This is a genomic window from Klebsiella sp. OBRC7, from assembly GCF_000293135.1.
Taxonomy (GTDB): domain Bacteria; phylum Pseudomonadota; class Gammaproteobacteria; order Enterobacterales; family Enterobacteriaceae; genus Klebsiella; species Klebsiella michiganensis.
Map to the genome: position 1 here is coordinate 24590 of NZ_ALNJ01000099.1, position 24117 is coordinate 48706.

A 24117-nucleotide genomic window follows, 5' to 3' on the forward strand; every position below is an offset into this window, starting at 1 on the left:
TTTAAATCGATGAGGTGTTAGCTGGGCCCGAGCCCCCATTATCTGTAGCCACCTTCCATACGATCTCTGAACCATTTATACCTGCAGGCAAAGTAACTTCTTTGCTGGAAAAAGCATCAATGTTGTTAACTGAACTAGTAATATCCCTGCCGTTTATTGTTATTGTTTTAAAATAAATAAAGAATGGGGTCGGGTTTTTTAACGTTATTTTATTACCGGACTTACGCCACTGCAGATTTTTGGCCTCAGTAGTAATATTCATACCCTGAATAGCGCGTGGACGATAGATGAGGCGCATTCTGTGGCGAACGGCGAGCTGCAGCTTGTTTTTATCGGCTTCACTATCGCTGGTTGGCGGGATAGACATAACGTTAAAGAAGTAGACGGTTTCACGATCCTTTGGTGCTTTGGATATATACGCATTAGGAAAAACACGCACCGTATTCGTTTGCTTTCCCTCCAGACGGAAAAGCGGAGGCGTCACCATAAAAAAGCTGTCTTTCGTTCCCTCAGATGCTTCTACCCAGGATTTAATAAGATATGGCGTATCATCTTTATTTTCAATGTTTGCGCTGATTTCTCGCGCGCCTTCTTTATAAAGATGACGGGTTGAATCCACCACGACTCCGCTGTGGGCTACGAAGCTGATGGTAATAAAAGAAAGTGTAGTTAGCCTTAATAATGACTTCAGCATAATTCATTCCCTGAATATAAGAATGGGGTTTACCTCAGGTAAACCCCGGCATGCTTATTAGTAGCTAATAGTAAAGGTTGCTACACCCTTAACTGCACCATCGGTAACGCCATTTGCGGTTTTAACGTATGCGGCTTTATAACGCAGATAAGAAGGCGTACCCGCAGTATATGCAATAACCTTAGGCGTAGTGCCGGTGAAGCTTACGCGGGTTCCATCGGTATTAACCACGGTAACCGCAGCGTTAGTCGCCGGGCTGGCCGCGGAGTTGGTCAGCACGTCATCCTGGCCGCTGATATAGTCGCCTGTTACGGTGACGTTGATATTGCCACTAAAGTCTTTGGCGCCTTTCTGGCAGTCTTCGATTTTGTACTCAATATCTTTTGCTGTAGACATATACGGTGCGTTGACAGCCAGGGCCTCCAGCACGGATGCTTTTACATCATCCAGCGTTAAAGATCCGCCTGAAATCATCGCGGACGGCGTTACGTTACAGGATTCACCGGTGTCGGTTACGTTGCCCAGAATAGTCAGGTTAGAACTGTTCCCTGCCGCAAAAGCCTGGGCACTCAGAACTGCTGAAGCAGCGACCATTACAGCTAAAATTGTTTTTTTCATTTATTTAATCCATATAGAGATACTAAAGTCCTGAATAGCGTCATGGCGTGGATGTTAATTAGTATGAATAGTAATAACTAGCATTCTGCTATGCTGCCTGAGCGCTATCGTTATCTTTCTCCTGCCGCCACTATTGTACAAATCAGCGCGTATTGTGCCGGAGCGGTAACAAATCTAAGTGCATGGTAGATAAAATGCATGTGAATTCTGCTTGAATTTAAAACTTGTTTATTGAAGCTTGCAAATTCACAAGTAGACTTTGTAGATAATAACGAGCGTATCTGGAACGTATAGTTGTAAATCAGTCTTCCATTTGGTTCAAATATCATGATAATATTATCTTTGCTCTGGGAGGAGCGGGAATTTATCCTTGAAATTATCTAATCTGGCAGGCTAAAAGGGATGTGTTGTGTTTGCTAAAGGTGAATTTGAATTTAATTCATCTTTGTTTCATATGGAATGGTGAGAGAGGATTGGGATTATGATATTCAATGAATATATCATTAATAATGAAGTTATTTTTAATGTAAATATGAATGAGCTACAGCCTGTAGGAGAGAATGGGGACAGTGTGACCCTCAATGTGCCAACGGCACGCTGCCTGCAACTTTTGCTCGAAAGCAACGGGAAGATTATATCCAGGGAGGAGTTTCTGGATATAGTGTGGAAAAATAGAGGGATTGTTGTTTCTCAGAACACGTTCTATCAGAACATTTCCTTGCTAAGAAAATCATTACTGAAAGCAGGATTATCGCAAGATATTATTGTCACAGTAAGGCAGCGGGGATTTGTTCTCGCCGCAGGATCAAATATCGCGTCATTCTTCCGAACGGACGAAAAAGAGCCAGAAAACCCTGAAAATGTGCAGATCACCGCGAGCACATCTTCGCCTCCGGTTGAGAACAATGTGACTCATAATTTAGCCATTCAGGAAGATGCGCAAAAAAGTTTCAATGACAATAAAGCAACAGAGTTCAAATTACCCAAGTGGATTTTACCCCTGCTATTGGTTATGACCGCAGCAAACATTCTTTCTCTTTTCTTGTAGCTTTAATGAATGGGTTTACAGCTTGCTTTTATATTTGCTTTTACTTTTTTTCTGAAAGGATAAAAACTGGTTTTACGCAAATGATTAAGCAGTAGTATTTATATACCAGTGAGTAATAGCAAATAGGCAGTCTGCCTGGCCATGCCCGGCAGACGGATTGACTATTGCTGCTTTAACCCCAAGTCGAGGGGCGTCTTGCTGGGTTCCCCGCCGATTTCCCGCGCAAGTTTTGGTACTAAATAGCCGGACACCAGCGTCAGCAATTCGCGCACGATCGCTCTGGCCTCTTCGTCACTGACCATAAAATGCGCTGCTCCCTGCACTTTGTCCAACACGTGCAGATAATAAGGCATGACGCCGGCGTCGAATAGCGCGTTGCTCAGGTCGGCAAGCGTGTTGGCGTTATCATTTACGCCGCGCAGCAGCACGCTTTGATTCAATAAGGTCACGCCAGCCATACGCAGTTTTCTCATGGACGTACGAAACGCCGCATCAATCTCGTTGGCGTGGTTAACGTGGTTCACCAGCAGTACCTGTAACGATGATGCAGCAATACGTGCAACCAGCGTATCAGTAATACGTGCAGGAATCACAATGGGCAGTCGGCTGTGAATACGCAGGCGCTTGATGTGGGGAATAGATTCCAGCTGCGTCAATAGCCAGTCGAGTTCGTGATCCTTGGCCATAAGCGGATCGCCACCGGAAAAAATGATCTCATCCAGTTGGGGATGTGCCGAAATGTACTCCAGGGCCTGCTGCCAGTTACGCTTATTGCCTTGGTTTTCAGCATAGGGGAAGTGACGACGGAAGCAATAACGACAATTTACCGCGCACCCGCCTTTCACCAGCAGTAGCGCACGGTTGCTGTATTTATGCAGCAGACCGGGCACAACGCTATGCTGTTCTTCCAGCGGATCGGTAGAGAATCCCGGGGCATTAATAAACTCTTCCTTGGAGGTAAGTACCTGACGAAGAAGAGGATCGTTGGGATTACCTGGCTCCATACGGGCAATAAACGCCCGCGGAACACGCAGTGCGAACAGGCGTTTAGCATCACGCCCTGCCAATAGATTCGCATCAGCGTCTACATTTAAAAGATGCAGCAGTTCATCAGGACTGGTCACAACATCGGCAAGTTGCGTTAACCAATCTTCTCTGGATGGGGTATTTAGGGTTACAATATGCGCCATTTTGTGGCTTAGCTACCAATTAACAAAATTTCAGAGGGCCTTATGGCGACTTACTATAGCAACGATTTTCGTGCCGGTCTTAAAATCATGATGGACGGCGAACCTTATGCCGTTGAAGCCAGTGAATTCGTTAAACCCGGCAAAGGCCAGGCTTTCGCGCGCGTTAAGCTGCGCCGCCTGTTGACCGGTACTCGCGTTGAGAAAACCTTCAAGTCTACCGATTCTGCTGAAGGTGCGGACGTTGTCGATATGAACCTGACTTACCTGTATAACGACGGTGAGTTCTGGCACTTTATGAACAACTCTACTTTCGAACAGCTGGCCGCTGACGCTAAAGCCGTTGGCGATAACGCTAAATGGCTGCTGGATCAGGCTGAATGCATCGTGACCCTGTGGAACGGTCAGCCAATTTCCGTCACCCCGCCAAACTTTGTTGAGCTGGAAATCGTTGAAACCGATCCAGGCCTGAAAGGCGATACCGCGGGTACCGGCGGCAAGCCTGCTACGCTGTCCACTGGCGCAGTGGTTAAAGTTCCTCTGTTCGTACAGATTGGCGAAGTCATCAAAGTCGATACTCGCTCTGGCGAATACGTCTCCCGCGTGAAGTAATTCAGGCGGCGAAAGAGTTGGCGCAGCGCCATGCTGCGCCTCTACAGGTTGACATCGCAGGCAAGGAAGATGAATCCCACACTGAAACTTTTGCTACTGTTATTGCTGAGCGGTTCGCTGCTGACTGGATGCAATACGGCTCGCGGCATGGGCGAGGATATCCAGAGCCTGGGTCATGCTATTTCTCACGCGGTCAGCTAACCTTATTTCATCAGGCAATTCTTATTCATATACTCACTTTCTATCTGATTCCCTTTCTTCACTTCTTTTTCTCTTAAAAATCGTCTCGCTTCCCTCATCCTGGACCAGTTTGTCTATGCTTATAGAGCACGATAACTAAAACTGGTTAATAAGGATGACATTATGGTAAAAAAAGCGATTGCAGCGTTCTTTACGGTTTTGGCACTTTCCTCTGTACTGACCGCATGTAACACCACGCGCGGCGTAGGTCAGGATATTTCAGAAGGCGGCAGCGCGATTTCGGGCGCCGCGACCAAAGCTCAGCAATAGACCATGGCGGTACGGCCGTGGGTCGTACCGTTCTTCCTCACCGTTGCCACGTCGTGTATAATTCTTGTGGAATATCATCTACCTTACGGGACGGCCTGTAAGCGTTTCACATCTGGGGACGGCCCCATCAAAGGAGCCATATGTCCTGGTTTATTCTGTTTATCGCGGGTCTGCTGGAAGTCGTCTGGGCTGTCGGCCTGAAATATACCCATGGGTTTAGCCGCCTGGTGCCAAGCGTGGTAACGATTGCCGCCATGGTCATCAGCATGGCGCTGCTGTCGTGGGCGATGAAAACGCTACCCGTGGGGACGGCTTACGCCGTTTGGACCGGAATTGGCGCGGTCGGCGCAGCCGTGACGGGGATTATCCTGCTAGGCGAATCCGCCAGCCCGATGCGCATTGCCAGCCTGGCGTGTATTGTGATTGGTATCATTGGCCTGAAAATGAGCGCACATTAATACTGCTGATTGACCCACAGCAGTTTGCTGACGTCGAATCCCTGCTGGGTAGCGATATTCAGCATCTGCTGCTTCACTTCTGGCGGGATTTTCGGCGCGCGCGCCAGTAGCCAGAGATAATCCCGATCAGGTCCGCAAACCAGCGCGTAGCGATAATCCTTGTCCAGCGCAATCACGTTATAGCCGCCATAGAAGGGGCCGAAAAACGACACTTTCAGCGCGGCTTGCGTGGGCTCCCCGATAAAGTAAGCCACGCCGTCGGTTTTCTGCCACATCCCCCGGTCGGGGTTGTATCCCTTATTGACCACGTTCAGCCCACCATCGTCGCGCAGGCTATAGGTTGCGGTAACTTTTTCTAAACCGCTCTCAAAATGGTGATCGAAGCGGGCAATCTCATACCAGGTGCCAAGATAGCGTTGAGGGTTGAACGGACTGACCACGGTTACGCCAGGAGGTGGAGTCGGTGCGCTGCAGGCTACAAGCAGAAATGAAGCGGCAACAACCGCAATAACGGGTAGCAGACGCATAATGTTTTCCTTGCCAGTTTTAAGCTAAGTGTAGATTCAGGCAGGAAAAATGCGGCAGAATTTTCTTGAGAAGCGAGCCCGGTAACATAATGCTACCGGGCTTATCGCCGAGGAGGTAAAAACGGCCTCCGGCGAGCGCTTTAGATGAACAATATGCCGACCAGAGTGACGACGGTCAGAATCGCCGCGAGGCCGTAGAAGACCCACTTACCGTTGGGTACGTGAATTTTCAAATCATGCATCGCATGGTGAATACGGTGAAGTCCACACCATAGCGGCAGCACAATCATCAGGAAAATGAATGCGCGGCCAATAAAGCTATGGGCGAAAGCCAGCACGCGTTCGTAGCTGAAGGCGTCCGCGGGCGCCAGTCCGAGCGGCAGCATAATACCCACCAGCAGCACGATGACGGGGGCGACAATCGCTCCCCACATGCCGCCAGCGCCAAACAGCCCCCAGAATACCGGTTCATCAGAACGTTTTGGTTTGGGATTAATCATTCCAGCCTCCTTACCAGAACAGCGCGACAAACAGGATCACCACGGTGACGACCGCAGTGACAACCCAAAGCCCCTTAATAACCGGCTCTGGCCCCATTTTCTCGCCTTTAAGGATAATATTGGCAGCTTTCGGTGCCAGCTCAAACCAGGTTTTGGTATGCAGCAGCGCGGCTGCAAGCGTGATCAGGTTCAGGATCACGACAATCGGATTTTGCAGAAAACCGATATACCCGGCCCAGCTCTCCGCGCCGTGCTTCAGTGCGAACAATCCGTAAATCAGCACAATGCTGAACCAGACCGTGGGTACCGCTGTTCCCTCACGCAGCATATAGAAGCGATAAAACGGCAGCTTTTTCCACCAGGTCGACGGCATCGGCCGCACGTAGGGTTTGCGTTTAGTCGTCATACTGCACTCCTTAGCGTGGTTTCAGGGTGGCGATAAGAAAGTCTTTCGAGCTTTCTACCTTGCCCTGCTGGATCGCGGCCGCCGGGTCGACGTGTTTCGGGCAGACTTCGGAGCAGTAGCCCACGAAAGTACATGTCCAGACGCCATTCTGGCCGTTAAGCTGCGCCATACGTTCCTTTTTACCGTGGTCGCGGCTGTCTTCGTTGTAGCGATGGGCGAGGGTGATCGCCGCCGGGCCGATAAACTCCGGATTAAGACCAAACTGCGGGCAGGCCGCGTAGCACAGGCCGCAGTTAATGCAGCCGGAGAACTGGTGGTACTTGGCCATTTGCGCCGGCGTCTGCGTGTTAGGCCCCTGATCGGGCGTGCGCGGGTTGCCAATGATGTACGGCTTAATCGCTTCCAGGCTTTCAATAAAGTGGGTCATATCGACCACCAGATCGCGCTCAATCGGGAAGTTAGCCAGCGCCTCGACTTTAATGCCTTTGGTGTATTCGCGCAGGAAGGTTTTGCAGGCCAGTTTTGGCACCTTGTTCACCATCATGCCGCAGGAACCGCAAATCGCCATGCGGCAGGACCAGCGGTAGCTGAGGTCCGGTGCGAGGTTGTCTTTGATATAGCCCAGGGCATCCAGCAGCGAGGTTTGCTCATCGTAGGGAACTTCATAGAAAGCGCTGTGCGGTGCGATGTCCACTTCCGGGTTGTAGCGCACCACTTCGACTTTCATGTTTTTCATCTCAGCCATTCGTCGTCTCCTTCTTCTCGGCTGCTTCCGCTTCCGCACCGTACACGCGTTTTGCCGGCGGCAGAGTGGTGATTTTCACATCACTGTACTCCAGACTAGTGTGACCATCGGCATCGCGGAAGGCGAGGGTATGCTTGAGGAAGTTGACGTCGTCGCGCTCGGTGCAGCCGTCATCCAGACGCTGATGCGCGCCGCGGGACTCTTTACGCGCGAGGGCGGAATGCGCCATACATTCGGCGACGTTCAGTCCATGGCCCAGTTCGATGGTGTACAGCAGGTCGGTATTGAACACGCTGGACGTATCGGTGATCCGCACGCGCTTGAAGCGCTCCTGCAGCTCGGCGAGCTTATCGACCGTTTTCTGCATGAGCTCCGGCGTACGGTAGATGCCGCAGCCTTCTTCCATCGACAGACCCATTTCGTCGCGAATCTTCGCCCAGTTCTCGTTACCTTCCTGATTAACCAGATCTTTCAGGCGTTTCTCGATATCGACGACCTGCGCGTCCAGCGCGGCGCTATTGGCTTCGCCCGCTTCGGTTGCGCGCTGCATGGCCTGCTCACCGGCCAGACGACCAAAGACCACCAGCTCCGCCAGGGAGTTGGAGCCAAGGCGGTTGGCGCCGTGCAGACCCACAGAAGAACACTCGCCAACGGCAAACAGCCCTTTGATACGGGTTTCACACTGCTGGTCGGTTTCGATCCCGCCCATGGTGTAGTGTGCGGTTGGACGCACCGGAATCGGCTCTTTTACCGGATCGACGCCAACGTAGGCCTTCGCGAGTTCACAGATAAACGGCAGACGTTCAAGCAGCTTTTTCTCACCCAAATGGCGCAGATCGAGATAGACCACATCGCCTCGCGGCGTAGGGATCGTGTTGCCCTTGCGCCATTCGTGCCAGAAAGCCTGGGAGACTTTATCGCGCGGACCCAGCTCCATATATTTATTTTTCGGTTCGCCCAGCGGGGTTTCTGGACCCATGCCGTAATCCTGCAGGTAGCGGTAGCCGTTCTTGTTGACCAGAATACCGCCTTCGCCGCGGCAGCCTTCCGTCATCAGAATACCGGAGCCCGGCAGGCCGGTGGGGTGATATTGCACGAACTCCATATCGCGCAGCGGTACGCCGTGGCTGAGCGCCATACCCATCCCGTCGCCGGTGACGATACCGCCGTTGGTATTGTAGCGATACACGCGTCCAGCGCCGCCGGTAGCCAGAACTACCGCGTTGGCGCGGATCTGTACCAGCGTACCTTCCATCATATTCATCGCGACCAGACCGCGAGCCTGCCCATCATCGACCAGAATATCCAGAACAAAATGTTCGTCGAAGCGTTGGATTTGCGGAAATTGAAGCGAGGTCTGGAACAGGGTGTGCAGCATATGAAAGCCGGTTTTATCGGCAGCGAACCAGGTTCGTTCGATCTTCATGCCGCCGAATCGCCGGACGTTGACGCTACCGTCCGGGCGGCGGCTCCACGGGCATCCCCACTGTTCGAGCTGGGTCATTTCCGTCGGGCAGTGATGAACGAAGTAGTCAACGACGTCCTGCTCACATAGCCAGTCGCCGCCGGCAACGGTGTCGTGAAAATGGTACTCGAAGCTATCATGATCCTGCGCAACGGCAGCGGAACCCCCTTCAGCAGCAACGGTATGGCTGCGCATAGGATAGACTTTTGAAATTAGAGCGATTTTTGCATTTGGATTAGCTTGCGCGGCGGCTATTGCGGCGCGAAGACCTGCTCCGCCTGCGCCTATTACAGCAAGATCGGCTTGAAAAGTTTGCACGACATTCCTCCAGTTTTTGTTTATTTCGCCGCCGGGCTGGCGAAAACGTATCACTGCTCCTTTATAGGTAAGGAGTATAGCCGTAGGGTTAGGAGGGAAAATTGACGTGTTCGATTTTTTTATCGTTCTGTGCGGTCGTTTATCTCATTGCTTTATGTTTTTGGGTTATCAATAAATTAAGTGTATGTAACGCGTTTACGTATTCGCACAAAATTTGTTTCATTCGCCAGTTACGAGTAGACTTCGTGCCCTTGTTTCAAATCGGAGAACGTACCATGAGCGAAACGGCAACCTGGCAGCCGAGCGCATCCATTCCAAATCTATTAAAACGTGCAGCGGTCATGGCGGAAATTCGCCGTTTCTTTACCGACCGCGGCGTGCTGGAGGTGGAGACGCCCTGCATGAGTCAGGCGACGGTGACGGATATTCATATGGTCCCGTTTGAGACGCGTTTCGTCGGTCCTGGTCATTCTCAGGGGCTGAATCTGTACCTGATGACCAGCCCGGAGTATCACATGAAGCGCCTGCTGGCGGCCGGCTGCGGCCCGGTGTTTCAGCTGTGTCGTAGCTTCCGCAATGAAGAGATGGGGCGCCACCATAACCCGGAATTCACCATGCTGGAGTGGTATCGTCCGTGCTATGACATGTACCGGCTGATCAATGAAGTGGACGATCTGCTCCAGCAGGTCCTCGACTGCCAGCCAGCCGAAAGCCTCTCCTATCAGCAAGCCTTCCAGCGTCATCTGGAAATCGATCCGCTGTCGGCGGATAAAACGCAGCTGCGCGAAGCGGCGGCGAAGCTGGATCTGAGCAATATCGCCGATACGGAAGAGGACCGGGATACGCTGCTTCAGCTACTTTTTACCATGGGCGTCGAGCCGCACATCGGTAAAGATCGTCCGACGTTTATTTATCACTTCCCGGCAAGTCAGGCGTCGCTGGCGCAAATCAGCACCGAAGATCACCGCGTGGCGGAACGTTTCGAGGTCTATTACAAAGGCATTGAGCTGGCGAACGGTTTTCATGAGCTGACCGACGCGCGCGAACAGCAGCAGCGTTTTGAGCAGGATAACCGCAAGCGCGCCGCTCGCGGCCTGCCGCAGCAGCCAATCGATCGTCATCTGCTGGCCGCTCTCGAAGCCGGGCTGCCGGATTGTTCCGGCGTGGCGCTGGGCGTTGACCGCGTCGTGATGCTGGCCCTGGGGGCAGAAAGCATCGGTGAGGTTCTCTCTTTCACCGTCGACCGCGCCTGATCCTTTCTCAGCTTCCCTTTCGATGATGGAAGGGAAGCCCGCCTTTTAGCCCTAATACCCACAAGAACCGTTTGGGTTTTTGCTACTATCCGCGCTCATTTTTTTGGCTATCCGGCATCCTCTGCCGCGATACAGCGTTTGGATAGATTTATGCACCAGCAAATAAAGAAGATGAGCCTGATTGGGCTGATATTAATGATCTTCACCTCGGTATTTGGTTTTGCAAACAGCCCCTCTGCGTTCTACCTGATGGGCTACAGCGCGATGCCGTTTTATCTCTTCTCCGCTCTGTTTTTCTTTATCCCTTTTGCGCTAATGATGGCGGAGATGGGAGCGGCCTATCGTAAGGAGGAGGGCGGGATCTATTCATGGATGAATCATAGCGTCGGCCCGCGCTTTGCGTTTATGGGGGCCTTTATGTGGTTTTCATCCTATATGGTCTGGATGGTCAGCACGGCGGCTAAAATTTGGGTGCCGTTTTCCACATTCTTATTCGGCGCGGATAAAACGCAAACCTGGGCGCTGGCCGGACTGACCTCCACGCAAACGGTCGGTATTCTTGCCGCGTGCTGGATGCTGCTGGTGACCTTTGTCGCGGTAAAAGGCATGCACAAAATCGCCAAAATTACCGCCGTCGGCGGGATCGCGGTCATGGGCCTTAATCTGGTCCTGCTGCTGGTGAGCCTGGTGATTTTACTGCTCAACGGCGGCCATTATGCCCAACCATTGGATTTCACGGCCTCGCCTAATCCAGGCTACCAGTCTGGTCTGGCGATGCTATCGTTCGTGGTTTTTGCCATCTTTGCCTACGGCGGAATCGAAGCGGTTGGCGGTCTGGTGGATAAAACCGAGCAGCCGGAAAAGAATTTCGCCAAAGGCATTGTTATCGCGGCGGTCGTCATTTCTGTTGGCTATTCGCTGGCGATTGTTCTGTGGGGCGTGAGCGCCAACTGGCAGCAGGTATTGAGCAACCCTTCCACGAACCTCGGTAATATCACCTACGTGCTGATGACCCGCCTTGGCGCCACCCTGGCTAATGCGATGCATCTGCCGTCTGCCGTCGCCGCCCTGAGCGGATTATGGTTTGCCAGAATCACCGGACTCGCCATGTTCCTCGCTTATACCGGCGCTTTCTTTACCCTGAGCTACTCGCCGTTAAAGGCGATTATTCAGGGCACGCCAAAAGCGCTCTGGCCTTCAGCAATGACGCGAATTAACGCTAACGGTATGCCGGCGAACGCCATGTGGTGGCAGTGCCTGCTGGTGAGCGTGTTTATTCTGCTGGTTTCCTTTGGGGGCGATACCGCGTCGGCGTTTTATAACAAACTGACGCTGATGGCGAATGTCTCTATGACGCTGCCGTATCTGTTTTTAACGCTGGCATTTCCTTTTTTTAAGGCTAAGCAGGATCTCGATCGCCCCTTTGTGATTTTTAAACACCGCGGCTCGACGCTGCTGGCGACCGCCGTTGTGGTACTGGTGGTGGCATTTGCCAATATCTTTACCGTGATTGAGCCGGTGATGGAAGCGGGTGACTGGGGCAGCGCGCTGTGGATGGTCGGCGGACCGGCTTTCTTTTCGCTGCTGGCGCTGGGGATCTATGAGAATTACCGCCGGCGTACAGCGGTGCAGCTAATGGTCCAGGAGAGCTAAAACGCTGGCCTTGCCTGCGTTCAGGCAAGGCCGTTCTTACAGGCTGCCGGGCGTACGGCTGGTTTTCCCTGCCGAGGTCAGCGCCCTGCTGCTTTTTCTGCCATCAATGCTCTCCAGGCGCATCTGGAACGGCGGGAACGGCATATCGATACCGTGCTCGCGGAATCCGGCCAGAATCAGCTGGTGCATCTCGTGGCGCAGCGGCATCCGGTGACCCATTTCGGCGGCGTAGATACGCAGCTCGAAAATCTGGATCCCCTGCTGCAGATCAACGAGGAACGCTTCCGGCGCCGGGGTATCGATAACCAATGAACAGCGGTGCGCGGCATTTAACAGGATCTGCGCCACCTCTTCGGTATCGGCATCTACCGGAGCAGGCACCGTTAGCACCACGCGGGTCACGGAATCCGACAGCGACCAGTTGATGAACTGTTCGGTGATGAACGCCTTGTTCGGTACGATAATCTCTTTACGGTCCCAGTCGCTGATGGTGGTGGCGCGGGTATTAATACGCGTCACGCTGCCGGTGAGATCGCGAATGGTGACCGTATCGCCAATGCGGATCGGTTTCTCAAACAGGATAATCAGGCCCGAGATAAAGTTGGCGAAGATCTCCTGCAGGCCAAAACCGAGACCCACACCGAGCGCGGCAATAAGCCACTGTAGCTTGGACCACTCAATGCCAATCATCGAGAAGCCGACCAGACCGCCGATCAGCATCAGCAGATACTTAGTGATGGTGGTGATGGCGTAGCCGGTGCCCGGCGTCAGTTCCAGATGCTGGAGGATGGCCAGCTCCAGCAGCGCGGGCAGGTTGCGCACCAGCTGGGTGGTAATAATCAGCACCAGGATGGCTATCAGCACCGCGCCGAGGGTAATCGGCTCCAGGCTCTCAACGCCCTGTACCGTGGAGGTGACGTCCCACAGCGAGATATTCTCCAGGAAGCCAAATGCGGAGTGGATTTCTGACCACAGCACGATAACCGACACCAGCGCGATCAGCATCAGCAGGGAGCGCACCAGGCGCAACGACTGGGTACTGATGGCATCAAGATCGACCTCGCTGACCTCAGCTTCCATCGAACCTTCCGGGCTGCTGGTATGCTGGACTTCCTCTTCGCCGCGGGCGCGCTGGGCGAGGATCTCCGCCCGACGGTGCTTCGCGCGATCGAACGCCAGGCGGCGCCGCTGGATCAGCATCCAGCGGCGTATGATGTGATAAACCACCAGCAGCAGGAACCAGATGGCGACCGAGGTTTCAAGCCTGGCGAGCAGCGCCTGCGACGTGGCAAGATAGCCGATCGCCGCCGCCAGCATCGCTATCAGCGGCGCGCCGAGCAGCATATTCCACAGCAGCCGGTTCAGCATATTGTCGCCGCTGCCTTCTTTGTCGAGATACAGCGGAATGCCGGCGCGTTTCAGGCTCAGGGTCACCATCGCCAGCGCGCCGCAAATCAACATAAAGCAGAGGCGGCCCAGCGAGGCGGAGAACTCGCGATCGTTGAGGTTATCGAAAGTAATCAGCGCCATAATCAGCGGCACGATCAGCCCGATGCTCATCAGGTAGTAGCGCATCGCTTTGCTGACGCGGCTGCGCGGCCAGCCAAAGTGGGCGATAAACAGGCCGTTAGGGCGGGCGAACGTGGCGCAAATCATCACGACCCACAGCAGCGGTACCGTGGCGGTGACGCTATCGCCAATCGCCACGGCCAGCGGGAAAGGCCAGGCAGCCTGCAGGCCATAGCCCAGCGTCATCCACAGCACCGGCAGCGGCGAGGCCACCAGTATGGACCAGAACACCGTGCGCAGGGTGAGCCAGAAGTGATCCTGCGTAACCTTACCGACGCGCGCGCTTGAGCGCTCAAGGAAGCTGGTGAAATGGCGGCGTGAGCTAATACTAAACCCCACCAGAATGAGCGCGACGAAGAGTGGCAGCAGGGTCTCTTTGCTGGTCAGCATCATCATGCTGGCCTTACCGAGCTGGCTCATGGTATCGAGCGAGATCAGGCGGCGGAGATCCTGAACGATCTCCAGCGGCCATGAGAAGCCGATTGGGCTGACGTCCGAGGTCCAGAACAGATAGCGGTGGGTCGCTTCGTTGATCTCTTTAAGCGCATCCTCTAGCTGACCGTTGGCGACCTTCAGCTTGGTCAGTTCGAGCATAAGCGTATCGCCGCCGCGCAGCAGGGAGTTGAGCAGCTCGGTCTGCGTACGCATCTGGGCCTGCAGAATACGGTTCTGTTCCGCGGTGAGCGGTTCACCGTTGGCCTGACGAATTTGTCTTAGCTGCGGCTGTTTGCCGAGCTGATCTTCATAGCGTAAACGCTGCACGCGCAGCTGCGCCATTTCGGTATCCAGCTGCTGCGGCCGCGGGATTTCCGGCAGCCGCGCCACCTGCGCGCGCAGGGCTTCACCAAGCAGATTGGAAGAGCCCAGCCACTGGGACTGCTCGCGCAGGGTGTTTAACGCCTGACGCACCTGGAGGGTCTGATTGGTCGCCTGGCGCTGCTGCGAGGCGATCAAATCCATCCGCTGCGCCTGCTGGTTGAGCGCCTGCGACAGCTCGCGGTTAACTTTAAACTGCGCCACGATATCCGGCGGCAGGTTTTCGCTGTTTTCTGCCAGCAGTTCGGTGCTTTCCAGCGCTTTCTCCGCCTCGCGCTGCCGTTGGTTATTGAGCTGATTTCGCAGCGCCTGTAGCCAGGCGTCGAGCTGTTCGCTCTCTTTCTGCGCCAGCTCGGATCGCAACCGTGAGAGCTCCTGGCGGTTATTGGCGGAAAGCTGTGCCAGATCCAGCTCATCGACCAGCGCTTTCAGCCGCGCGGACTCCGCCTGCAGACCAAGATTTTGCGCCTGTGCCAGCGGGGTATTACTGCTTTGCGCGCCGACCCGGCGTTCAACCTCATTCAGCTGGCGGCGGGCATCGCTCTGCTGCTGCGGCAGCTGGTTGAGCGAGTCGGCGATGTCGCGGGCGCGATCCTGCTCCTGCTGAGCTTTACGACTGGCTTCCAGCAGCTGGCTGCTGACCTGGAGAATCTCCTGGTTCAGGGCATCGGAGGAGAGGGTAGTGGAGACCTGGCGCGGCTCATCGCTGAGATTGTTGAGCTGCGCGCGCAGGTTTTGCGACAGTTTGGGAAAGTTATCGATAACGTCCTGGTACTGGCGGGCGCGCTCAAGGGAAGCATTACGCTCCTCAAGGGCGTTCAGGGCAGATTGCAGGACTTCAACGGTTTCAGGCTGGGCGGGCTTTGCCGCCTTCGCCTGTTCCAGCTCCTGGGCTATCTGTTTAGCATCCGGGGCTGTCGCTGCGTACGCCCCAAAACTGAGGCTCCAGGCCAACAGGAAAGTGTATATCAGGCGCACGGCGTAACCTTTTTTCAGGAATTAACCTTCGTCTTGTTTATCGTCAACCAGAGGGCTGGCGGCGTGTTCAGCGCGGACTTCTTCTTCCGCCAGCGGCGCGGGCTCTACCGGCGCTGCGGCTTCAGGCGCGATCGCCAGCGGCTGGCCTATTTTGGTCACCGACAGGCTTTGTAACTGCTCAACCAGCTTCACCTGGCCCGGAGCAAACAGGTTAATCACCGTGGAGCCCAGCTTAAAGCGGCCCATCTCCTGGCCTTTCAGCAGGGCGACGGAGCCTTCGCTATCGCCAGCAGGCCAGGTCCAGCGCTTAATGATGCCTTCGCGCGGCGGCGTGACGGTACCGGACCACACGGTTTCGATGCTGCCGACGATGGTAGCGCCGACGAGGATTTGCACCATAGGGCCAAACTCAGTATCGAACAGGCAGATGACGCGCTCGTTGCGGGCAAAAAGATTCGGCACGTTTTGCGCGGTCAGATGGTTTACGGAAAACAGATCCCCCGGCACGTAGATCATTTCGCGCAGAATACCGTTGCACGGCATATGCACGCGGTGGTAATCGCGCGGCGAAAGATAGGTGGTAACAAAGCTGCCGTTACGGAACAGGTCAGCCATCTGGTAGTTACCGGCCAGCAGCGCTTCCAGGCTGTAGTTATGGCCTTTAGCCTGCAAAATTTTGTCGTCTTCAATGGCGCCCAGTTGGCTGATGACGCCGTCGGCGGGCATTACCAGCACACTCGGGTCGGCGTTTAGCGGACGGACGTCGTCGCGCAGCGGGCGAACGAAGAAGTCGTTAAAGGTACGGTAGCTGGCGGTGTCAGGCTTTTGCGCCTCTTTCATATCGACCTTGTAATATTTCACGAACAGATCGATGACCAGTTTTGTCAGCCAGCCTGCTCGTTTGCGTGCACCCCAGCCTGCGAGGCGGGTGAGCCACAGTTTAGGCAGAATGTATTGCAGTGAAAGTTTAAGATCGTTTAACAAGGTAGCCTCCAGGCCATTATTTGTCGTTCCTGGCCCCGCGGAGCAGCGGAGCCTGAAAAAAGGGGGACGATTCTAACGATGCTCAGCTTAAATGTCAGTCATCGGTTGATGAAAAGCTTTTACGCGTTTTTACCTGTACCTGCGCCATGCTTTCCAGAATGCGATGGTAGTTTTCAAACCGGCTTTCGGCGATTTCGCCTTTCTCCACCGCTTCGCGAATGGCGCAGCCCGGGTCATTGTCGTGTTTGCAGTCGCGGTATTTGCACCGGCCTAAATAATCATGGAATTCGACAAAGCCGTGGGTGATTTGTTCCGCGTCGAGATGCCACAGGCCGAACTCGCGTACGCCCGGCGAGTCAATCACATCGCCGCCGTGCGGGAAGTGGTACAGGCGCGCGGCCGTGGTGGTGTGCTGCCCCAGTCCGGAGACATCCGAAACGTCATTGGTGAGGATTTGGTCATCATGCAGGCCCAGCAGCGCGTTCAGCAGGCTGGATTTGCCTACCCCTGACTGCCCGGCAAAGATACTGATACGATCGGTGAGCGCCTCTTCAAGCGGCTTCAGGCCATCCTGCGTGCGGCTGGAGACCATCAGTACGCGGTAACCAATATGGCGATAAATGTCCATTTGCTCGTTGACGAAGTCCATGCTCGCCTGATCCAGCAGGTCGATCTTATTGAGCACGATCAGCGGCTCAACGTTCAGCGTTTCGCAGGCCACAAGGTAGCGGTCGATAATATTCGGAGAAAGCTCAGGCAAAATCGCGGAAACAATGACAATCTGATTGATATTGGCGGCGATGGGTTTGACGCCGTCGTAGAAATCCGGACGCGTCAGTACGGAGGTCCGTTCATGGACGGCCTCGACGATGCCCTTGACGTTGACGCCGTCAGCTTCGCTTTTGCCAGGCCGCCAGACCACGCGATCGCCGGTGACCAGCGAACGGATGGTGCGGCGTATGTTGCAACGGTGGACGCTACCGTCGGCGGATTCGACATCGGCATGCATGCCAAAGCGGCTAATGACGGTCCCTTCGGATTTCTCACCGAACAGGTTGTCATCAAAATCGGCCTTCTCCGAAGTCGTTTTCAGGCGGCGCTGGTGGTTGGCCTTCACGCGGCGCTGTTGGCCTTTGGAGAGTTTATTTTTACTCAATCGAACTGGCTCCTGGTCGCCCTGTACGGGCAAAACCTCTATGATACACGCTATTTTAGATGAATATAGTGACGTAAGAAGGGTGGAAAATAACATGAGTGCAGATGAAAACAACCTGATTTGGATCGATCTTGAAATGACGGGGCTGGATCCGGAGCGCGATCGCATCATCGAAATCGCCACCCTGGTGACCGACGCGAATCTGAACATTCTGGCGGAAGGGCCGACCATTGCGGTGCACCAGTCAGACGCGCAGCTGGCGTTGATGGATGAGTGGAACGTGCGTACCCATACCGGCAGCGGGCTGGTGGAGCGGGTGAAGGCGAGTACCCAGGGCGATCGTGAAGCCGAACTGGCGACTATCGAATTCCTCAAGAAGTGGGTACCGGCAGGTAAGTCGCCGATCTGCGGCAATAGCATTGGCCAGGATCGTCGCTTCTTGTTTAAATATATGCCTGAGCTGGAAGCGTATTTCCACTACCGCTATCTGGACGTCAGCACGCTGAAAGAGCTCGCTCGTCGCTGGAAGCCGGAAATTCTCGACGGCTTTAAGAAACAAGGAACCCATCAGGCGATGGACGATATTCGCGAATCTGTTGCGGAACTGGCCTACTATCGCGAACACTTTATTAAGCTTTAACGCCCGAGCCGGGGCCAGCACGCCCCGGTCATCCCCCCGACTATTTAAACCACTTCTGTTCCATGGCCTGGAACTCCGGCGAGGCTTTTACGACATCCAGAGCGGCATTGATGTTATTCAGCAGCTCAGGATCGTCTTTACGTACCGCAATGGCGTACTGCTTACCGTAGTAGCCGGGATCCGTGGCGCGTTCGTCCATCATGGCGTAGTCGGGGTTATCCTGGAGCCATTTCGTTAACGTCTCCTGATCGCCCATCACGCCGCTAATCACGCCTTCTTTCAGCGCGCTCAGGGCGCTTTCGTCGCTGTTGTAAGGCACCGCATGCACGGCTTTTTGTTTGTCCCGCAGATAGTGCTGATGAAGGGTGCCTTTCACGACGCCGATTTTTTTATCCTTCAGATCGGCAAAGGTGTGGGCGGCGTCTTTCGCTGTAACAACTACGCCGGACAGCGCCTGACGATAGGGATGGCTGAACGCAACCTGCTTTTCTCGCATCGGAATCACTTCGATACCGGCAATCACGGCGTCGAATTTCTTAAAGCGCAGCGCCGGGATGAGGGTATCGAACCCCTGGGGAGTGAATTTGCATTCGACCTGCATCTGCCTGCACAGCGCGTTGGCCAGGTCGATATCAAAACCCGTGGGCTGATTTTTACCATTGACGGTTTCATACGGCGGATTGGCCGTCGTTGTCCCAAAATGTAGCGTTGTTGCCGATGCTGTTCCTGTGGCAAGCGTGGCCAGCAGCAGGACGGTAAGCGCTTTTTTCATTTTATTTCCCTGGTTGTCATCGTTGTTGACCGTCAGCGGGCGATATCCGCCTATAAACTTGAGCGATTTTGCGCCTTTAGCGGGCCCGGAAAAAGTGATTTTGCCGCATTTGCTGGTTATTTAGACAATTCAGGCCGGTGTGTGGTGATAAAGTGGTCACTTAAACCAAAAACGAAAAAAATTGCGCTCAGGGGGGTTGCAGGTAAATCGAATTCTCGTATAATGCGCCTCCCGTGACGAAGCAGAAATGCAAATCACGACGCCATAGAAATATGGCCAGAAGTATGCGGGAATAGCTCAGTTGGTAGAGCACGACCTTGCCAAGGTCGGGGTCGCGAGTTCGAGTCTCGTTTCCCGCTCCAAAATTTGAAAGTTACCACACCCAAGCGGGAATAGCTCAGTTGGTAGAGCACGACCTTGCCAAGGTCGGGGTCGCGAGTTCGAGTCTCGTTTCCCGCTCCAAATATCTTCTCATACCCAGTTTATCCACAGCGCAATCACGCGCCGGTGATGATTTTCGCGCGGTCCTGAAAATACTGTGAACAGAGTTATCCACAGGTTAACCTTTCGTTCTCTCTCAGGAAATTACTTCACTATGTAAATAGTATTCTTATATCTAATTGAAAGATAACAGTTAAATTTCATTTCAAAGTGTTAATCCGATCACTTGACGAACGTCTGCCCCTTGAAACGCAATGTGTTTTTATTTTTATTCACACCCTGTGAATGAATCAGGCGTCGCGCGGTAGCCCTTTTTCAACCACCCTGACCAGCCGCCGCTTTTTGGGTAACTGCACCTCAACCACATTGGCATTTCTCTTTTCAATTTGCTGCGCCATCGCCCATTCGATATGTTCGTCGAGAAGCGGGTGCTCACCCCTGCGGCTTTCCAGCGCCTTCAGGTTCGCTTCATCCCAGGGCGCGTTGCCCAACGCGACGGCAATATTACGCAGCCAGCGCAGATGACCAATACGGCGAATGGCCGAACCTTCCGTCACTTTTAAAAACCAGGGTTCGCTCCAGGCGAACAGCTCAATAAGCGCCGGGGCGTGTAGCGCCTTGCGCGGGCTGAAATCATCTTCATCGGTGAGCTGCGCGAAGCGGTTCCACGGGCAAATCAGCTGGCAGTCATCGCAGCCGTATATGCGGTTGCCGATCAGCGGACGAAACTCTTCCGGAATAGCGCCTTCCAGTTCGATAGTCAGATAGGAAATACAGCGCCGGGCATCGACGGTATAGGGCTCGACGATGGCGCCGGTTGGGCAGATGGTCATGCAGGCAACACAGCGGCCGCACTCTTCCTCAACGGGCTGGTCAATGGGAAGAGGGAGATCGATAAGCAGTTCACCGAGGAAAAAGAACGAGCCGGCATCGCGACTAAGAATGAGCGAGTGCTTACCTGTCCATCCCAGCCCCGCTTTTTCAGCTAAAGGGCGTTCAAGAATCGGCGCGGAATCGACAAAAGGTCTAAAATTGAGCGAAGCACACTGTCCCTGAATCATCTCACCTAATTTTTTCAGGCGATAACGTAATAGCTTGTGATAGTCCCGTCCGAGGGCGTAACGGCTAACGTAACCCACCGCGGGGTCTTTCAGGGTGCGGGCGAAAGCGGCATTAGCGGGCAGGTAGTTCATTCTCACGCTAATCACGCGCAGGGTACCGGGCTGGAGTTCATGGGGGCGCGCGCGCATCATGCCATGACGCGCCATCCACGCCATTTCGCCGTGGTATTGTTTATCCAGCCACGCCTGCAGTTTAGGTTCGCTGGCGCTGAGATCGGTATCGGTAATACCGACCTGCTGGAACCCCAACTCTGTGCCCCATTGTTTGATTTGCTGCGCTAACTGATTGAGATCGAGGGGCTGTGACATGATGGACCATACGATGACGAGAAACACCGGGAGTATACCACATATCATCTGGTCGGCGGAGGCGCTACGGCGAGCGGAAAAAGAGGCGGCGGATGCCCTTGGGCTGACGTTGTATGAACTGATGCGTCGTGCGGGCGAAGCGGCTTTTGAGCTTGCGCGCGTCCAGTATCCTGAAAGCCAGCACTGGCTGATTCTCTGCGGCCACGGTAATAACGGCGGCGACGGCTACGTTGTGGCTCGCCTGGCACAGTCGCGAGGCATTCAGGTCACGCTGCTGGCGATGGAGAGCGAGAAGCTGCTGCCGGATGAGGCCAGCCTCGCGCGTGAGGAGTGGCTCAACGCCGGCGGCACGATTCATGCCGCCAGCATCCCCTGGCCGGAAGATATCACGCTGATTATTGACGGCCTGCTCGGTACCGGGTTACAGAGCGCGCCCCGGGAAAACGTTGCGGCGCTGATCGCGCGGGCAAACGCCCATCCGGCTGAGGTTGTGGCGCTGGATATCCCCTCCGGCCTGAATGCGCAGACGGGGACGACGCCGGGCGCGGTTATCCATGCCGCTCATACCATCACCTTTATCGCGCTTAAGCCGGGGCTGCTGACCGGCAAAGCCCGCGATGTCGTTGGCCGTTTGCATCATCACGCCCTGGGGCTTGAGGGGTGGCTGGCAGGCCAAACGACGGCGCTCAGTCGCTATGATGCCTCGCAGCTCCCCGGCTGGCTGCCGCCGCGGCGTCCAACCTCGCACAAAGGCGACCACGGTAAGCTGGTGATTATCGGCGGCGAACCGGGGACGGCGGGTGCCATACGAATGAGCGGTGAAGCGGCGCTGCGCGCGGGCGCCGGGCTGGTGCGAGTACTGACTCACCGGGACAACATTGCGCCCATTCTCACCGCCAGGCCGGAGCTGATGGTCCATGAGCTGACGTCCCGCTCTCTCGAAGAGAGTCTGCACTGGGCGGATGTCATCGCGATTGGGCCGGGTCTGGGGCAGGGCGAGTGGGGTAAAAATGCGCTACGCCAGGCGGAGAATTTTCGCAAACCGATGGTCTGGGATGCGGATGCGCTGAACCTGCTGGCAATCAATCCCGATAAACGTCACAATCGCGTGCTGACGCCGCATCCCGGCGAAGCCGCCCGCCTGCTGAACGTGAGTGTGGCAGAAATTGAAAGCGATCGCTTACATTCTGCACAACGTCTGGTAAAACGTTATGGTGGCATCGTGGTGCTGAAAGGCGCAGGTACGATCGTGGCGAGCGAAACGGGCGAAATGGCTATTATCGACGCCGGTAACGCTGGGATGGCCAGCGGCGGGATGGGCGATGTGCTGACCGGTATTATCGCTGCGTTGTTAGGCCAGCGCCTGACGCCGTATGATGCCGCCTGCGCCGGATGCGTTGCTCATGGCGAAGCCGCCGATCGGCTGGCGGCGAGACACGGCACCCGCGGAATGCTGGCGACCGATCTTTTTTCCACGCTCAGGCGTGTTGTTAACCCGGATGTGATTGACGTAGACCATGATTAACCGAGTGATTCCTTTACCCGATGAGCAGGCGACTTTAAGCCTTGGCAACCGCGTCGCGCAGGCATGCGCTGGCGCGACGGTCATCTATTTATATGGCGATTTAGGGGCGGGTAAGACCACCTTTAGCCGCGGTTTCCTTCAGGCTCTCGGTCACAGTGGCAACGTTAAAAGCCCAACCTACACCCTCGTCGAGCCTTACAGTCTCGATAATTTGATGGTCTATCACTTCGATCTTTATCGCCTGGCGGATCCTGAGGAACTCGAGTTTATGGGGATCCGCGATTATTTTACTGACGATGCTATCTGCCTGGTGGAATGGCCTCAGCAGGGCACGGGAGTACTGCCGGACCCGGATGTTGAAATTCACCTTGAGTATCAGGCACAAGGGCGTGAGGCGCGCGTAACCGCGGTCTCCTCATTGGGTGAGTCTTTATTGGCGCGTTTGGCTAATTAGCCTGAAGGACGACGGGATGATGTATCGCTTAACCAGTTGGCTGGCCGCCGCACTGATGCTGTTCAGCATTCAGGCCACTGCGGCAAGTTTATCCGATATCCAGGTCTCAAATGGCGATCGGCAGGCCCGCATTACCATTAGCTTTATCGGCGAACCTGAATATTCGTTTAGCCCCCAGGGCAAACGCATCGTGGCGCTGGATATTAAACAGACTGGCGTACTCCAGGGGCTACCGCTGCAGTTTAGCGGCAATAATCTGGTAAAAAGCATTCGTTCCGGGACGCCGCAGGATACGCAGTCGCTGCGCCTGCTGGTGGATCTCACCGCCGATGGCAAAACCCGCGCGGTGAAACAGCAGAACGGCTCTAACTACACCGTGGTGTTTACGATTAACGCCGACGTGCCGCCTCCGCCTCCACCTCAGCCGGTGGTGGTTAGACAGGCGGAAAGGCCCGTGGCGCAGCCCGTGCGTCCGAGCGAACCCGCGCGCAACCCGTTTAAAGCCGATAACGACCGGCTTACCGCGGTGACCAGCACCAGTAGCGTAACGCGTCCTGCGGCGCGTACCGTTTCCGGCGACGATAAAGTGATTATCGCCATTGACGCCGGCCACGGCGGCCAGGATCCGGGAGCCATTGGTCCGAACGGCACAAAAGAGAAGAATGTGACCATTGCGATTGCGCGTAAGCTCCGCGCGCTGCTGAATGCCGATCCGCAGTTCAGGCCCGTGCTGACGCGCGACGGCGATTATTTCATTTCCGTCATGGGGCGTTCTGACGTCGCACGTAAGCAAAACGCCAATTTCCTTGTCTCGATTCACGCCGACGCTGCGCCGAATCGCGATGCTACCGGGGCCTCGGTTTGGGTGCTTTCCAACCGCCGCGCGAACAGCGAGATGGCCGGCTGGCTCGAACAGCATGAGAAGCAGTCAGAGTTGCTGGGCGGCGCGGGCGATGTACTGGCCAACAGCCAGTCGGACCCTTACCTGAGCCAGGCGGTGCTGGATTTACAGTTCGGCCATTCCCAGCGCGTCGGGTATGATGTGGCGACCAATGTGCTGAGCCAGCTGCAGCGGATCGGCGATTTACATAAGCGCCGTCCTGAGCATGCCAGCCTCGGCGTACTGCGTTCGCCGGATATCCCCTCGATCCTTGTCGAAACAGGTTTTATTAGTAATACAGGCGAGGAGCGGCTGTTGGGCAGCGATGCCTATCAGCAACAGGTCGCAGAGGCGATTTATAACGGCCTGCGTAACTACTTTATGCAGCACCCTCTGCAATCCGCGCCGCGCGGGGCAGCCGCGCAGACTGCCAGCGCAGGTTCGTCAGACGGGACGTTGTTAAATTAAGGAGACGGCC

24 protein-coding genes and 2 tRNA genes are annotated in these 24117 nt (G+C 55.0%); 13 read left to right on the forward strand and 13 right to left on the reverse strand.

What is annotated here, in order from left to right:
* Window position 1: 1 nt before the first annotated feature.
* Both HMPREF1144_RS20830 and HMPREF1144_RS20835 read right to left on the reverse strand, forming a co-directional pair.
* Window positions 2-694: a molecular chaperone gene (locus HMPREF1144_RS20830; protein ID WP_009653874.1), complete on the reverse strand. Its 693-nt coding sequence runs from the start codon at window positions 692-694 to the stop codon at window positions 2-4.
* A 57-nt stretch (window positions 695-751) separates the two neighbouring features.
* Complete coding sequence (locus HMPREF1144_RS20835) at window positions 752-1312, reverse strand: fimbrial protein (RefSeq protein ID WP_004097925.1); 561 nt, start codon at window positions 1310-1312, stop codon at window positions 752-754.
* Between the two features lie 481 nt (window positions 1313-1793).
* Here HMPREF1144_RS20835 and HMPREF1144_RS20840 point away from each other — a divergent pair, with 481 nt between their 5' ends.
* A complete protein-coding gene (locus tag HMPREF1144_RS20840) occupies window positions 1794-2360 on the forward strand; it encodes a winged helix-turn-helix domain-containing protein (protein ID WP_004097927.1) in 567 nt (188 codons plus the stop codon).
* Window positions 2361-2521: 161 nt separating this feature from the next.
* Here the strand turns inward: HMPREF1144_RS20840 and epmB are convergent, their stop codons facing one another.
* A complete protein-coding gene (epmB, locus tag HMPREF1144_RS20845) occupies window positions 2522-3550 on the reverse strand; it encodes an EF-P beta-lysylation protein EpmB (RefSeq protein WP_009653877.1) in 1029 nt (342 codons plus the stop codon).
* 42 nt (window positions 3551-3592) lie between these two features.
* Here epmB and efp point away from each other — a divergent pair, with 42 nt between their 5' ends.
* From efp to sugE, 4 genes are all read left to right on the forward strand, one after another.
* Window positions 3593-4159, forward strand: coding sequence for an elongation factor P (gene efp / locus HMPREF1144_RS20850; RefSeq protein ID WP_004097931.1), 567 nt, complete (start codon window positions 3593-3595; stop codon window positions 4157-4159).
* A gap of 69 nt (window positions 4160-4228) precedes the next feature.
* Window positions 4229-4360 (forward strand): entericidin A/B family lipoprotein, encoded by a 132-nt coding sequence (locus tag HMPREF1144_RS20855; protein ID WP_004097932.1) that lies wholly within the window; start codon window positions 4229-4231, stop codon window positions 4358-4360.
* Window positions 4361-4522: 162 nt separating this feature from the next.
* The gene (gene ecnB / locus HMPREF1144_RS20860) at window positions 4523-4669 is read left to right on the forward strand and encodes a lipoprotein toxin entericidin B (protein WP_004097935.1); all 147 of its coding nucleotides are present in this window, start codon (window positions 4523-4525) and stop codon (window positions 4667-4669) included.
* Window positions 4670-4809: 140 nt separating this feature from the next.
* Window positions 4810-5127 carry a quaternary ammonium compound efflux SMR transporter SugE gene (sugE, locus tag HMPREF1144_RS20865; protein WP_004097936.1) on the forward strand — a complete coding sequence of 106 codons (318 nt, stop codon included), beginning with the start codon at window positions 4810-4812 and terminating at the stop codon, window positions 5125-5127.
* Here the strand turns inward: sugE and HMPREF1144_RS20870 are convergent.
* From HMPREF1144_RS20870 to frdA, 5 genes are all read right to left on the reverse strand, one after another.
* Complete coding sequence (locus HMPREF1144_RS20870) at window positions 5124-5654, reverse strand: lipocalin family protein (protein WP_009653880.1); 531 nt, start codon at window positions 5652-5654, stop codon at window positions 5124-5126. The two genes, sugE and HMPREF1144_RS20870, sit on opposite strands and share 4 nt — an antisense overlap.
* A 140-nt stretch (window positions 5655-5794) precedes the next feature.
* Complete coding sequence (frdD, locus tag HMPREF1144_RS20875) at window positions 5795-6154, reverse strand: fumarate reductase subunit FrdD (RefSeq protein WP_004097938.1); 360 nt, start codon at window positions 6152-6154, stop codon at window positions 5795-5797.
* A 10-nt stretch (window positions 6155-6164) separates the two neighbouring features.
* Window positions 6165-6560, reverse strand: coding sequence for a fumarate reductase subunit FrdC (gene frdC, locus HMPREF1144_RS20880; protein WP_004097939.1), 396 nt, complete (start codon window positions 6558-6560; stop codon window positions 6165-6167).
* Between the two features lie 10 nt (window positions 6561-6570).
* Window positions 6571-7305 carry a succinate dehydrogenase/fumarate reductase iron-sulfur subunit gene (locus tag HMPREF1144_RS20885; RefSeq protein ID WP_004097940.1) on the reverse strand — a complete coding sequence of 245 codons (735 nt, stop codon included), beginning with the start codon at window positions 7303-7305 and terminating at the stop codon, window positions 6571-6573.
* Window positions 7298-9088, reverse strand: a complete 1791-nt coding sequence (gene frdA, locus HMPREF1144_RS20890) for a fumarate reductase (quinol) flavoprotein subunit (protein WP_004097942.1) — start codon at window positions 9086-9088, stop codon at window positions 7298-7300. The genes HMPREF1144_RS20885 and frdA overlap by 8 nt, the downstream gene beginning before the upstream one ends.
* A gap of 275 nt (window positions 9089-9363) precedes the next feature.
* Between frdA and epmA the strand changes: the two genes are divergently transcribed.
* Window positions 9364-10341 (forward strand): elongation factor P--(R)-beta-lysine ligase, encoded by a 978-nt coding sequence (gene epmA / locus HMPREF1144_RS20895; RefSeq protein ID WP_004097943.1) that lies wholly within the window; start codon window positions 9364-9366, stop codon window positions 10339-10341.
* A gap of 150 nt (window positions 10342-10491) precedes the next feature.
* Window positions 10492-11994, forward strand: coding sequence for a glutamate/gamma-aminobutyrate family transporter YjeM (gene yjeM / locus HMPREF1144_RS20900; RefSeq protein WP_009653873.1), 1503 nt, complete (start codon window positions 10492-10494; stop codon window positions 11992-11994).
* A gap of 36 nt (window positions 11995-12030) precedes the next feature.
* Here the strand turns inward: yjeM and mscM are convergent, their stop codons facing one another.
* The 3 genes from mscM to rsgA all read right to left on the reverse strand — a co-directional run bounded on the left by mscM (window position 12031) and on the right by rsgA (window position 17497).
* The gene (gene mscM / locus HMPREF1144_RS20905) at window positions 12031-15357 is read right to left on the reverse strand and encodes a miniconductance mechanosensitive channel MscM (protein ID WP_004097946.1); all 3327 of its coding nucleotides are present in this window, start codon (window positions 15355-15357) and stop codon (window positions 12031-12033) included.
* Window positions 15358-15378: 21 nt separating this feature from the next.
* Complete coding sequence (gene asd, locus HMPREF1144_RS20910) at window positions 15379-16341, reverse strand: archaetidylserine decarboxylase (protein ID WP_004097949.1); 963 nt, start codon at window positions 16339-16341, stop codon at window positions 15379-15381.
* A gap of 94 nt (window positions 16342-16435) precedes the next feature.
* On the reverse strand, window positions 16436-17497 hold the full coding sequence (rsgA, locus tag HMPREF1144_RS20915; RefSeq protein ID WP_004097952.1) for a small ribosomal subunit biogenesis GTPase RsgA: 1062 nt from the start codon (window positions 17495-17497) through the stop codon (window positions 16436-16438).
* Between the two features lie 94 nt (window positions 17498-17591).
* On the opposite strand from rsgA, the gene orn reads away from it, so the two are divergent.
* Entirely contained in the window at window positions 17592-18137 is a 546-nt protein-coding gene (gene orn / locus HMPREF1144_RS20920) for an oligoribonuclease (protein WP_004097954.1), read from the forward strand.
* A 40-nt stretch (window positions 18138-18177) separates the two neighbouring features.
* Here orn and HMPREF1144_RS20925 read toward each other — a convergent pair whose 3' ends face one another.
* Window positions 18178-18909: an arginine ABC transporter substrate-binding protein gene (locus HMPREF1144_RS20925; protein WP_004097956.1), complete on the reverse strand. Its 732-nt coding sequence runs from the start codon at window positions 18907-18909 to the stop codon at window positions 18178-18180.
* Between the two features lie 286 nt (window positions 18910-19195).
* On the opposite strand from HMPREF1144_RS20925, the gene HMPREF1144_RS20930 reads away from it, so the two are divergent.
* Together HMPREF1144_RS20930 and HMPREF1144_RS20935 are read left to right on the forward strand one after the other, a co-directional pair.
* Window positions 19196-19271: transfer RNA gene (locus tag HMPREF1144_RS20930), tRNA-Gly, on the forward strand.
* 24 nt (window positions 19272-19295) lie between these two features.
* Window positions 19296-19371 (forward strand) — tRNA-Gly (locus HMPREF1144_RS20935).
* A gap of 269 nt (window positions 19372-19640) precedes the next feature.
* Here the strand turns inward: HMPREF1144_RS20935 and queG are convergent.
* On the reverse strand, window positions 19641-20780 hold the full coding sequence (queG, locus tag HMPREF1144_RS20940) for a tRNA epoxyqueuosine(34) reductase QueG (RefSeq protein ID WP_004097957.1): 1140 nt from the start codon (window positions 20778-20780) through the stop codon (window positions 19641-19643).
* 13 nt (window positions 20781-20793) lie between these two features.
* Between queG and nnr the strand changes: the two genes are divergently transcribed.
* From nnr to amiB, 3 genes are read left to right on the forward strand one after another with little or no spacing between them, the layout of a single operon-like run.
* A complete protein-coding gene (gene nnr / locus HMPREF1144_RS20945; protein WP_198286854.1) occupies window positions 20794-22305 on the forward strand; it encodes a bifunctional ADP-dependent NAD(P)H-hydrate dehydratase/NAD(P)H-hydrate epimerase in 1512 nt (503 codons plus the stop codon).
* Window positions 22298-22759, forward strand: a complete 462-nt coding sequence (gene tsaE, locus HMPREF1144_RS20950; RefSeq protein WP_004097961.1) for a tRNA (adenosine(37)-N6)-threonylcarbamoyltransferase complex ATPase subunit type 1 TsaE — start codon at window positions 22298-22300, stop codon at window positions 22757-22759. Before nnr ends, tsaE begins: the two co-directional genes overlap by 8 nt.
* A gap of 16 nt (window positions 22760-22775) precedes the next feature.
* Window positions 22776-24107, forward strand: a complete 1332-nt coding sequence (amiB, locus tag HMPREF1144_RS20955; protein WP_009653870.1) for an N-acetylmuramoyl-L-alanine amidase AmiB — start codon at window positions 22776-22778, stop codon at window positions 24105-24107.
* Window positions 24108-24117: the final 10 nt, after the last annotated feature.